The 12520-nt window shown below is 32.7% G+C and carries 8 protein-coding genes; 1 reads left to right on the top strand and 7 read right to left on the bottom strand.

The features are described from left to right. The first annotated feature begins 11 nt into the window (after window positions 1-11). The gene (locus tag EYY60_RS04890) at window positions 12-455 is read left to right on the top strand and encodes a hypothetical protein (protein ID WP_132988274.1); all 444 of its coding nucleotides are present in this window, start codon (window positions 12-14) and stop codon (window positions 453-455) included. 34 nt (window positions 456-489) lie between these two features. On the opposite strand, the gene EYY60_RS04885 is transcribed toward EYY60_RS04890, so the two are convergent. The 7 genes from EYY60_RS04885 to EYY60_RS04855 form a co-directional block, all read right to left on the bottom strand. Then, the gene (locus EYY60_RS04885; protein WP_132988273.1) at window positions 490-1251 is read right to left on the bottom strand and encodes a hypothetical protein; all 762 of its coding nucleotides are present in this window, start codon (window positions 1249-1251) and stop codon (window positions 490-492) included. Window positions 1252-1499: 248 nt separating this feature from the next. Continuing rightward, a complete protein-coding gene (locus EYY60_RS04880; RefSeq protein WP_132988272.1) occupies window positions 1500-3779 on the bottom strand; it encodes a helix-turn-helix domain-containing protein in 2280 nt (759 codons plus the stop codon). A 102-nt stretch (window positions 3780-3881) separates the two neighbouring features. Then, window positions 3882-4457, bottom strand: coding sequence for an OmpH family outer membrane protein (locus tag EYY60_RS04875; protein ID WP_132988271.1), 576 nt, complete (start codon window positions 4455-4457; stop codon window positions 3882-3884). Between the two features lie 665 nt (window positions 4458-5122). Then, on the bottom strand, window positions 5123-5971 hold the full coding sequence (locus EYY60_RS04870; protein WP_132988270.1) for a class I SAM-dependent methyltransferase: 849 nt from the start codon (window positions 5969-5971) through the stop codon (window positions 5123-5125). 345 nt (window positions 5972-6316) lie between these two features. Beyond that, window positions 6317-8188 (bottom strand): tRNA uridine-5-carboxymethylaminomethyl(34) synthesis enzyme MnmG, encoded by a 1872-nt coding sequence (gene mnmG, locus EYY60_RS04865; protein WP_132988269.1) that lies wholly within the window; start codon window positions 8186-8188, stop codon window positions 6317-6319. Between the two features lie 482 nt (window positions 8189-8670). Beyond that, window positions 8671-9090: an rRNA maturation RNase YbeY gene (gene ybeY, locus EYY60_RS04860; RefSeq protein WP_132988268.1), complete on the bottom strand. Its 420-nt coding sequence runs from the start codon at window positions 9088-9090 to the stop codon at window positions 8671-8673. Then, entirely contained in the window at window positions 9087-12470 is a 3384-nt protein-coding gene (locus tag EYY60_RS04855; RefSeq protein ID WP_132988267.1) for a DUF4175 family protein, read from the bottom strand. Before EYY60_RS04855 ends, ybeY begins: the two co-directional genes overlap by 4 nt. Between the last annotated feature and the right edge of the window lie 50 nt (window positions 12471-12520).

Below are 12520 nucleotides of genomic sequence, written 5' to 3'. Positions count from 1 at the left end.
AAAAAAAAAAAATGAAAAGCTTTAAAATTATCGCATTGCTTATTTTCCTAATGAACAGCACTTATTTCTTTGCGCAACAAACCAATACAGATTCAAAAACTTTAGAATTAGAACAGAAGAAGATTGATGCCGACTTAAAAAATCTTTCTGATCAAAATCATAAAGCGCTTGACAGTAAAATAACCGAATTAAAACGAAAGTTGAAAGAGGTTGAAAATAAAAAGAAAAATCTCGTTAAAAACGAAAATAATTTAAAGGCGACAAAAAGCAAAATTGAAAAACTGCAATCGACGAATCAAAAATTAGAGAACAAAATTGCTACGACTTCCCTTTCTGAGGAAGAAATAACGAAACAGCGCATTAAAACAAAAGAAAATGAGGTGAGCATTCAAAAATTAAAATTAACGCAAATAACGCAGCAAAAAGAGCTTGAAAAAGTGATTTCAACGCTATAAACAAAAGCCGATTCAGTTTTGAATCGGCTTTTGTTTATCGTGAAACAATTTTAGCATCTTGAAGAAGTATTTTTTTACTGCCTTGATATATCGTAAATCTCGCCGGAGGCGAATTTTTTTCGCCTAAAATTATAATTGCGCATTCGTAAGTATACTTATCATTTGCAAATTCATATTGATGATTACCGCCAATTCCTTCGACAATAAGTTTACCCTTGTAAAGAATCATATCGGGCTTTTCGCTCATCTTTTTTCCGATTGCCCATGATGCAAAACGATAATTATTTTTACCCAGATCATCGATCCTGATGATAAATTTAGACGTTTCTAAAATGCATATTGGAGTCTGGAAATAAGCAATACTTGCATCTAAGTCATTTTTCTGCGCATCGATAAGTTTCTTTCTGAGATCAATTTCAAATTTCGACAAATAATTAACTGCTGTCAGACGTCCTTCTACATCGAGCCAAATGCTTCCCTTGTCAAGCATTACACCCCGCAAACCCATATCATGCCAGTTTTTTGAAGGATCAGATTTTATGATTTCATCTTTAAAGCTAGCGTCAAATACTTCGTCGTACCGCTTAAAAAAATCAGCTTTGTCGATTATATCAGATAGTGGATACTCCCTGTTTAAAGGGTAAACAACCAAATCAGCCAATGCTTCTTTCTTGTTGTCTTTTACGTTTTCAATAAACCGCTTTGCAAATATCTGGTAGTCTGAACTTGCCTCTTGAGCAAATGTATAATTACAGATTAAAATTGATAGAATTAAAAATAAATAGCTTCTTTTCATCTTAAAAATATTTTTAATTAAAAACTAACTATCACAAAAACAATCAAATATAATCAAATTAAATTTAGTTCGTATGAGATTTAAAACCATCGTTAATTTGTTGATCGTGGAACAATTCTCTACATGTCGTATTTAAGAATTGTTTTTATTTTCAACTTCTATTTTACATAATGTTTTTATGAAAATCTAAAATCTAAAATCTAAAATCTAAAATCTAAAATCTAAAATCTAAAATCTAAAATCTAAAATCAGTTTATACTAGCTTTGAACATTTTAAGTTCATCCCAAGTAAATTCATCACCATATTTTTCTTTTAACGGCGCTAATGATTCTTCTTGATAAAATTCAAAAGCATCTCGAAGTGCTAAAATTTTATCATCCGGAAGTACTTCAGAAATTTCAATTTTCTTAGCCTGAATCAATTTTATCAAATGTGTTTCAACCGTCTGTTTGGTTATTTTTCTGATTCGTGCAATATCCTCAATAGAATTTTTCTCCAGCCAAAGTTCGTGCGTTTCTTCAACTGTGGTCTTTTTTGGTCCTTTTTCGGCTGTTTTATCCAATTTTTTAGACGAATAACGCATTGCAGGCTCTTCGACTTGAAACATGTCTGTATTGGTCATTTTAAACTCATCACGGATTCTCGAAATTTTATCCGTTTTATAATTTTTAATGGCTGGAGAAGTCAAGCTTTCTTTACTGATTGTTTCACGGGAAACGACAATTTCCATAAGCAATTTGGCTTTCATTAATCGCAAAACAGCTTTAGTCTGCAAATCGTCCAAAACAGACAATTCTTCGTAAAACTCTTTTACTTTTTTAAATTTCTGAATTTCAGCCATTTTAGTTAAAAGATCAGTAACCAATTTATCCATCGGCTTGAAAAAATAATCATACGCCGCCTCTACTCTTTCTTTTACAAAAATCAAATCGACAGTTTGATTGCTGAAAATTTTATTGAGCTGATTTATGAATTTCTGCGAAGGATCTACCAAACTTTCAATTGAATCCAAACGTTTATGCGCCCAAACCGAATGTTTTGATTTTTCAGAACTTGTAGCATTTTCATTGTAACTAAATCTATGATTTCGCCATTCTTGAGCCAAATCTGTCCAATTAAAACTGTTAATCAAATAGTTATGAATAAAATTTTTGGTTTCAAAATGAAGCGAATTTTTCAAATCGTCTTCGGTTGCTTTGTTCAAAGCATAATCCATGACATCTTGATCGTTCGAAAGTCCATTCATTTGCATCGAAGAAAGCAAAACAAGCCCATTTAAAGACGTTAAACGAGAAAGTGCTACGTAGGCTTGTCCGGGAAGAAAAACTTGCGATACATCAAGCGCAGCTTTCTCAAAAGTCAGACCTTGGCTTTTGTGCACCGTAATGGCCCACGCCAATTTGATTGGATAATGCGCAAATGTGCCTAAAACTTCTTCCTCAATCTCTTTTGTGAGTTCATTTACCTTGTAGCGAATGTTTTTCCATTCGTATTTTTCAACTTCGATAGTTTTATTTTCTTCAGGAAAATGAACGAAAATTTCTTCTGCCGAAAGTGATTTTATCACGCCCATTTTTCCGTTGAAATATCTTTTTTCAAAAGATAAATCGTTCTTTACGAACATTACTTGAGCGCCAACTTTCAACTTCAAATTTTCTTCAACAGGAAAAATTTTCTCCGGAAAATCACCAACTACAAAAGGCTGAAAACTGAATTCATTTCCTGGCAAATCGCTGATTGCTTGCTCGTTGATTGTATCTGCTTTAGCATTATGCGTCGTCAGCGTGATATATCCCGGATTCATTTTTAAATCAAAATCAGGTTTGACGTATTGATTTAAAACCTGAATATCATCTTTGGAAATTTGATTGTTTCGAAGATTATTCAAAACAGAAATAAAAACATCATCACTTTGACGGTAAATCTTAGATAATTCAATATACAAAGGCGGATTTTGCTGAATTACATGCGAATGGAAAAAGAATTTTCCTTTATAATAATTGCGCAAAGTTCTCCATTCCTCATCCCGAATTACTGGCGGAAGCTGCAACAAATCACCAATAAAAAGTACTTGAACACCTCCAAAAGCGCGTGTATTTCTACGAACTGTCTGCATCATAAAATCGATAGCATCCAGTAAATCAGCACGAAGCATGCTGACTTCATCAATAATTAGCAGCTCCATATTTCGAATCACATTTCGCTTCACATTGTTCATTTTGAAATGTCGTCGAAGCGATTCTTTGTTCTCAAATTTCACAGTTTCGGTAAACTGAGAACTCTCTTCATAAGTGGGAAGAAAAGCCGAAAATGGCAACTGAAACATCGAGTGAATCGTAACACCGCCAGCATTAAGCGCCGCAATACCTGTAGGCGCCACAACCACAGTGTTTTTGTGTGTTGTAGCAATAATTTCACGCAAAAGAGTCGTCTTTCCCGTACCGGCTTTTCCAGTAAGAAAAATAGATTTTTGCGTCTGATTTATGAATTGTAAAGTGTAAGCAGCAGCTTCTGAAACGTTTTGCATTAGGCAGGTATTAAACGCCAAAAATATCGCATTTTTATAAAAGAAAAAAACCTAAATCAGTTGCTGATTTAGGTTTTCATAGTTTAGTTAGTTTTGGAAGTCTTATTTTTTAGCCTCTTCTTTAGCTGCTGGTTTTTCTTCAGCTTTTGGAGTTGCTTTATACTTCTCATTCAATTCTTTGATGATTTCTTTTGTGATATCATACTTATCTTCAGCATATAATACAGTTGCAGCATCACCAGTACCATAGATGTATGCATAACCATTTTTCTTACCGTAATCTTTGATGAATTTTTTAACTCCACTAATTAAAGAATCCATTTCTACACCACTTTCTTGCTGTAATTGTTGCGATAAAGCTTGTTGAGCGTAACCCAATTGCTGCTCTCTTTTTTGCAATTCAGCTCCTCTTTGTTGTGCCCATTGCTGGCCATTTGCCTGTGCTTGACTTTGAAAATTAGCAGCGTCTTGTTTAAAACGAGTAATTTCAGCTTGTAGTTGTCTTCCTTTTTCCTCTGCTTGAGCTTTGTATTTAGCTTCAAGGTCTTTTGCTTCAGTGTATTCTTTCATTAAAACTGAAGTATCTACGTAAGCTGTTTTTACTTCCTTTACTTCCGCTGTTTTATTACAAGAAACAGCCAAAATTGAAAGCCCGATAATTACTAATGCTTTTTTCATTTCTAAATTTCTAATTTTTTTATTGGTATGAAAGACAAAAATATAAAAAAATAAATAGCATCAACATAAAGTTTAAAAAATGCTAAAATTTTATGATATTAGTTTTCTTTATGAGGATTTTTAATGTTATAAAATATCGTTATTAAAAATGGCTTTCACAGCGTTGATTAGCGAAATCCTTTTAAAAAAGGAGACACAAACTCTTGTTTTATCATAAAAAGTCCCGCAAACAAGCTTATTTTAAGTTTTGAACACTTTTCCAATATAAAACAAGATCCTTATACCGTTTTTGATTCGGCTAAACAAGAATTCTATTAAAACAGATTTTTTTCATGATAAAATTCATTTTTATTTTCTTCACTTTTTCATTTCAAATTTGATTCAAAAATTAGCTTCATTTTCATTTTTCGAATTTCATCGTAATTTTCAAAAAGTCATTTTTTGAAATTTCCTCAAAATTCGAAATTCGAAAAATAAGCAGTGAAAAAACAAAAAAAATGCCACTAAAATGTGGCATTGATTTTCTTTATGGAGTCAAAAAATACTATAAAATATCACTATTAAAAGTGGCTTTCACAGCTTGTTTTAGAGCGCTTTTCTAAAAAAAGACAACACAAACCCTCGCTTTAGCCTAAAACACCTCTAAAACGGGCTTATTTTGCGTTTTACTTGTTTTTTAAGACATAAATGTGCGATGAATACTCTTTTGTCGACGACGCTTTTAAATTTGATTTTAATCCAACAAAAAAAGCCGTGATAAAATTCATTTTTCCGGTTTTGTATTTTTCAGAAAGAAGACTCACGTAAAATGAATCAAATTTCATTGGAAGTACTTTTTCTAATTTCATGTCTACTTTTTCGAAAAGCAATTGGATCGCTTTTTTTGAAAAATGCCAAAAGTGAATTGGCACATCAAAAGCAGCCCAAAATTCTCCGTAATGTTTTGCATCGAAAGATTTGAAATTTGGAACAGCAACAATTAATGTTCCAGTTGGCTTCAATAATCGCTTCAATTCCTGAATTTGATTTTCCAAATTTGGAACGTGTTCTAAAACGTGCCACATGGTAATTACATCAAAAGAATTATTTTCTAAAGAAGCTGTTTCTTCGACAAACGAAATTCCTTTTTGCTTCGCAATATTTTTTGCTCGATCGCTAGGTTCAATTCCAATTACATTCCAGCCATCATTTTTTGCCGTCAATACAAAATCTCCTGTTCCGGCACCGATGTCTAAAATTTTTCCTTTTTGAGATTGTTCTGAATTGATCAAATTCAGTTTATTTTTTAAAGCGATACTTTTTACAAAATGATACGCTTTTTCAAAAACAGAACGTTTGTTATCTGTGTGCGAAATATAATCTTCGCTTTCGTAATATCTTCCTAAATTTTCTAAATCTGGTTGTGGAGAAGTAATCAGCATATCCAAATTTTCATCATAGTACAAGTCGAAAATTTCTTTTGAAACAGAATGGTCTTTTACAGTAAGAAAATGTTTTTTGTTTAAAACGTCCATTTTTTAATTAATAGTTATTTAATAGAATTCGGGTTTGAAATAATGTGCAGTTGAACCAAAGTTCATCTAAACATTTGCTTTTATTATTTTTTGAATCAAACTGCAAAAAGATGGACAACTTGTCCATCTCTACAATTTTGAATATTTCATTTTAAAATAATCCAACGTAACATTTTGAAAAAAGTTTCACGTGGAACAAAATCCATTTTAGATTGCTGACTTTAGATTTTAGATTTTACTGCAATCCGAAAAAAACTGAACCAACATAAAACATTTCTAGTTTCACGTGGAACAAATCAATTTAAGCAAAAACAGAAATAATCTAAAATCAGAAATCTAAAATCTTTACCTTCCCATATAAATCAAAAGCACAGAAATATCACTTGGTGATACACCGCTGATTCTTGAAGCTTGCGAAATTGTAACAGGACGAATCTTGCTCAATTTTTGCTTGGCTTCAATCGACATTGATTTAATTTTATTATAATCGAAATTCTCTGGAATTTTTACTTCTTCTAAACGATTTAGTTTATCAGCGTTATTTCTCTCCTTTTCGATGTAACCAGAATATTTTACTTGAATTACGGCTTGCTCTACAATTTCTTCATCAAGATTATTTTCTTTGATGTAGGCATCCACTTTTTCAAATTTCAGCATATCCTCCAATTCAATCTGCGGACGAGAAAAAACTTTGAACATTTTATCTCCTTGTGAAATTGGAGCAGATTCTTTTGCTTCCAAAATCGGATTTGTTTCTGCAACCGTAACACTCGTTTCTCTAAAGAAGGCAACCATCTTTTCAGACTCGTTTAACTTGTGTTCCATTCTTCGCATACGATCTTCAGAAGCCAAACCAATTTCGTACGACATTGGCGTCAATCTAAAATCGGCATTATCTTGTCGCAACAATGTTCTATATTCTGCTCTTGATGTAAACATACGATAAGGTTCTTCCGTTCCTTTCGTAATCAAGTCGTCGATCAAAACTCCAATATAAGCTTCATCACGTTTTAAAATTAATGGTGCTTTTTCATGCACTTTTAAATGTGCATTTATTCCGGCCATCAAACCTTGCGAAGCAGCTTCTTCATATCCTGTCGTTCCATTAATTTGTCCGGCAAAATATAATCCTTCAACCAACTTCGTTTCCAAAGTATGTTTCAATTGTGTTGGCGGAAAATAATCATATTCGATCGCATAACCTGGACGTAAAAATTTCACATTCTCAAAACCGGCAACTGTACGCAAAGCTTTGAACTGAATATCTTCTGGAAGCGAAGTTGAAAATCCGTTTACATAAACCTCACAAGTTTTCCATCCTTCCGGCTCAACAAAAAGTTGATGGCGTTCTTTATCTGCAAAACGATTAATCTTGTCTTCGATCGAAGGACAATATCTCGGACCCAAACTTTTTATTCTTCCGTTGAACATTGGCGAACGATCAAAACCAGATCTCAAAATATCATGAACATCCAAACTTGTGTATGTCATGTGACAAGATCTTTGATGCGTTAACGGAAACGTTAAATCCGAATAAGAAAACTTATCCGGTTTTACGTCTCCTTTTTCTTCGTTCATTTTCGAATAATCCAAAGAACGACCATCCACTCTCGGAGGCGTTCCTGTTTTCATTCTTCCGGCTTCAAAACCAGCTTTCACCAAATCTTCGGTAATTCCGGTTGCAGCACTTTCGCCTGCTCTTCCTCCACCGAATTGTTTTTCTCCAATATGAATCAATCCGTTCAAAAAAGTTCCGTTTGTCAACACAACCGATTTGGAACGAATTTCAACTCCAAGTGAAGTTCTAATTCCTTTTATCTTTCCGTTCTCGATAATCAGACCCTTTACCATTTCTTGGTAAAAATCTAAATTTGGAGTTCCCTCCAACATCAATCTCCATTCTTCTGCAAAACGCATTCTGTCACTTTGAACTCTTGGCGACCACATTGCAGGTCCTTTTGATTTATTCAGCATCTTGAACTGGATTGCAGTTCGATCTGAAACAATTCCGGAGTAACCTCCAAGCGCATCGATCTCACGAACAATTTGTCCTTTCGCAATTCCTCCCATCGCAGGATTGCAAGACATCTGAGCTATGTTCTGCAAACTCATTGTAACCAACAAAGTTTTGGATCCCAAATTTGCGGCCGCTGCCGCGGCTTCAGATCCTGCATGACCAGCACCAACTACAATTACATCGTATTCTTCTAAAAACATTTTGTTTTATTATTCTCTGCAAACCGTTTAAGGCGGTTCTCAGAATTAACTTTATTTTTCTTTTGTTCCACGTGGAACGAATGATTTAAATTCTAAATTCAATATAACTTATGTTTCACGTGGAACACAATGTTTGTTTCAAGTTTCAAATCTACATACAAACGTTTCACGTGGAACACAATTAAACAGAAACAAATCGAAATTTCAAATCAAATCTATAATCGTTCCACGTGGAACGATTTATTTAATCAATTATCTTTTAAACTTTCTCTATAAAAATTCCAAAACGTTTCACGTGGAACACAATTTTAGATTAGAAAGTTTTAAAAAGCTTTAAGTTTTACATCGTTCCACGTGGAACGATGTAAATAAATCTGTTGTCTATTTTCTTAGATGTTTCACGTGGAACATGTTTTTTACCCCTTAAAAAATAAAACGTTTCACGTGGAACATAATTCTATTTCTTTTTTTTAGATGTTTAATTACTGTTCCACGTGAAACATTGCAATCTTTTCATCTTCTTTTGAACGCATAAGTTCAGCATCTGCATCACTTTTATCTTTGTATCCACAGTAATGTAATATACCGTGTGCAAGTACACGTTTCAATTCTTCTTCAAAAGATACATTAAAATCTTTTGCATTATCTTCTACTCTTTCAACAGAAACAAAAATATCTCCGTTTAATTCGTTACCAACTGTATAATCAAAACTGATAATATCTGTTAGTGTGTCGTGGTTCAAATACTCTACATTAATTTTATGCAAGTATTCATCATCACAAAAAATATAATTTATTTCTCCTTCATTTTTCTTTTCAGAAACAATAACTGCGCCCAACCAATCTGTATAAGCTTGTTCGTTATTTAAAGAAAATTCGGTTTCGTAATTAAAGTTTATCATTTTGTATTAAAATATTCTTGAACCTTTTGATTAAAATTCGAGCGCAAAGGTAGCGATTGTCTATTTAAAATTTCTACACTATTTAAATAATCAGTTAATGGGCTTGGTAAAGCATTTGCACGATTAGAAAATTCAGCCTTATTTGTTTCAGATTGACGCTTCGTATCTTGACCTTGTTGCTGAACCGCATTGTTTAATTTTAGCAACTCTTGCTGGATATTTAAAATTCTTTGCAGGTTCTCATTCTTAAATCCTTTGTTTAAAATTTGTTTTTCGGAAGCTTTCATTTGTTCGATTGCATTTCTTCCTTGCGCATCTAAACCTTTTTTAGCTAATTCATTTTGTAATGCTTCACGAAGTTTTACTTGTTCTTTGTAAATCTCCATTATCTTTTCAGCATCACCTTCTCCATCTTCACCTTCATTTCCATTCTTGCCTTTTCCTCCGTTTTGATTTCCTTGTCCGTTTTTACCTTGACCACTTTTACCATCTTTACCTTGTCCATTTTCTTTTCCTTCGCCTGGTTTCGATTCACCACTTTTTCCATCTTGACCAGTTCCTGGTTTATCACCAGACTTCATTCCGTCTTTCATTTTATCGGCCAAACCTTTTTGCTTTTGAATAATATCTGGAAGTTGCATTCCTTGCCCGTCTCCTGGTTTTGGTTTTCCTGCTCCTGGATTAGCCATTGACATTTGCATATTATTTAAAAGGTCACTTAAAAAATCAGCTAATTTATTTGCAGACGAAACAGCATATTGTTGGTGAGAAACTCCTTTTGGAATTTGAACATCCGTTAAAACTTCAATGGCTTTATCCATATTATATTGTACGTTGCCAATTTCTTTAGTTACATCTTCCGCAACTTTTGGATTTCTAAGAGACAATGCAAACAAACTATCATCGACATGCTTGAACTGTTGTTTCAAATTCTGTTGAATTTTAATGTTCTTCGTGTAGGCAGAAGAACCTAATTTCATCGATTTAAATTGTTTCATTACATCTTCCTGCGATAATGAAAAAGCTAAAAGATTATCCAGAATCTGACGAAGCATTGCAACATCTTCTTGCAATTGTTCCTGCTCTCCGCTTTCCATACTCGAACTCATTTGTTCCGCCATAGATTTCATTTTCTTAGAAGCACTTTTTTGTTTTGGCTTAGCCGAAGAAGTATTCTTTTTACTTAATTCTTCCGATGCTTTATTCAAATCATTCTCTACATCTTTTTCTTTTGAAGCATCTTTCGGAATATCCATTGGAGATTTCAAACTATTGTTTTCTTCTTTCAAATCTTTAAGATCTTCCTGAATTTTATCAAATGATTTATTGATGTCGTCTTGTTTCTCTTTTGTGTTTTCAGCATCTTTATTAGAAAGCTCTTCTTGTTTTTCAGCTAACTTATTTAGCTTCTCTGCAACTTGCCCTGCTTTCTTTTCTACATAAAAACGCTTGGTTAATTCGACTAATTGTTCTAAATTACGAGATTGATTTTTACTGATTTGTTTGAACTTTTCCATCTTATCAAACAACTCTTCGCTGTTTAATTTGTCATTTAGATTCTTCAGTTCATCCATCAATTTCTGATTTTTCTCCAAATCTTTTTCTGCGTTATCTAAACGCTTTTGTAAATCTTCGGCAGTTTTATCTTTCTTATCGGTGTTGTATTTATCTAAATTCTTATTCATTTTTTCAGCAAACTGCTTCATCATTTCGTCTTGTTGCTTTTGACGTTTGATAAAATCATTTACTTTTTGCTGATCTTTAAACTCTAAATTATCTTTTTCTTTTCCGGTATTTTTAAGTTTATCCATTTCAGAAAATTGCTTTTCTTGATTCTTTAGCGATTTAGACAAACTATTAATATTAGCATTTTGCTGTTGCAATTCGGCATCCTGAATTTCATCTGTTGTAGCAACTCGATCTGAAAATGTAGAAGACTTTGTACTCTTAAATCCGTGTGGTGCATCGTTATCAAAAACCTCAAAATAATATTCATATGACACTCCTTCTTCTACTGCAAGATTACTTGGAAAGTTAAAAACGAACTGATCAAACACAGTTTGCTTTACCGGAATAGTTCCTCTTTTTGCAGTTTGTGGTTTACCATGTTCGTAATAAACAATCTGTAATTTTGACAAACCATAGTCATCTCCAAGTCTTCCTAAAACATAATTCTTGTCTAATTTTAAACTATCTGGAGCTGGCGAAACTGTGATTGTTGGATGCTGATCTTTGATAACTGAAAGCTGATAATCTAATTTTTCGTAGTTCTTAACTTTATTATTTGAAGTTAAAATTTGGTATTCTGTATTTTGATTAATACTTTTTGATAACTTAAATTCATCTTCTATTTTATTAAATTTAGATGCTGAGTTCTCATCTTTCCAAACAATTTCCTGAGTTGACTTTGTAGACATTTTCCATGTTACAGATGTACCTTCAGGAACGATTGCATTTCCAGTTCCCTGAATCGTTTCTGATTTCTTTTTTAAATAAGATGGAAAATTCAAAACCATTTCGAAGTTGGCAATCGACGGAACTGTAATAACTTTTAATTCATATTCGTTTGATGAAACCGAATTTCCTTCAAAAGAAAACTGAACATCTGAAGTTGGTTTTTCAATCTTGAATTCAAACTTTCCTGTCTGCGAAGATTCCATAAAATAGCTTTCGTTGCCAATATGAATCATCACATTTTCCGGAACAACATTTCCTTCTGTTTCTACTTTTACAATAAAATCTTTGTTTTGTTCTGTCTGAAGTTTGTCATTTAAAACCACAAATTTGAAAGGAGCTGGTGGTAAAAATGCAGAATTAAAATGCACTACTCTATTAAAACTTTGAGAAATTATATTGCTGTTTCCAGAGATAAAAAACACAGCAAACAATAAAACCGGAATCAAAGCTAATGGTAAATACTTCTTATTTGATTTAAAATTGATCGCATTTCCAAATGGAATTGGTTGCAATGAATTTGCTTTTTGTTCAATCGAAGCCAACATTAATTCTGAACTTTCTGCCGAATTTTCGTTTGAAGAAAGCTGTAAAAAGTTCGTTAGTTTATCACTTACTTCTGTAAAATGATTTCCAATAATTGCCGAAGCCTGATTATAATCAATTCCTTTTTGAAGTTTGAACAACTTAAAAATTGGAAATAAGATAAATCGAAACAGCAGAAAAACTTCTACTCCAATAAATATCCAGAATAAAAGCGTTCTTCCTAATGGTTTCAACCAAAGAAAATACTCAATGAAAAGTGTAAATAAAAAATACAAAAGTCCGAAACCAATAAAAAGAAGCCCTCCTTTTATCAATTCGTTCATATAGTATTTCTTTATAAATCCTTCTAATTTCTGATATATCGCAGATGATGTTTTCAAAATAAAATCTCTTTTAATTATAACCCATAAAAGTACTAATTATAACGATA

Origin of the sequence: Flavobacterium zhairuonense, from assembly GCF_004352915.1 — a bacterium.
Lineage (GTDB): Bacteria > Bacteroidota > Bacteroidia > Flavobacteriales > Flavobacteriaceae > Flavobacterium > Flavobacterium zhairuonense.
This window is presented reverse-complemented; position numbering and strand designations above follow the sequence as displayed.

Coding starts and splice junctions, on each gene's coding strand:
- EYY60_RS04870 (WP_132988270.1), bottom strand. CDS start 5,971: ATGGACGTTTTAAACAAAAAACATTTTCTTACTGTAAAAGACCATTCT.
- EYY60_RS04880 (WP_132988272.1), bottom strand. CDS start 3,779: ATGCAAAACGTTTCAGAAGCTGCTGCTTACACTTTACAATTCATAAAT.
- mnmG (WP_132988269.1), bottom strand. CDS start 8,188: ATGTTTTTAGAAGAATACGATGTAATTGTAGTTGGTGCTGGTCATGCA.
- EYY60_RS04875 (WP_132988271.1), bottom strand. CDS start 4,457: ATGAAAAAAGCATTAGTAATTATCGGGCTTTCAATTTTGGCTGTTTCT.
- ybeY (WP_132988268.1), bottom strand. CDS start 9,090: ATGATAAACTTTAATTACGAAACCGAATTTTCTTTAAATAACGAACAA.
- EYY60_RS04890 (WP_132988274.1), top strand. CDS start 12: ATGAAAAGCTTTAAAATTATCGCATTGCTTATTTTCCTAATGAACAGC.
- EYY60_RS04885 (WP_132988273.1), bottom strand. CDS start 1,251: ATGAAAAGAAGCTATTTATTTTTAATTCTATCAATTTTAATCTGTAAT.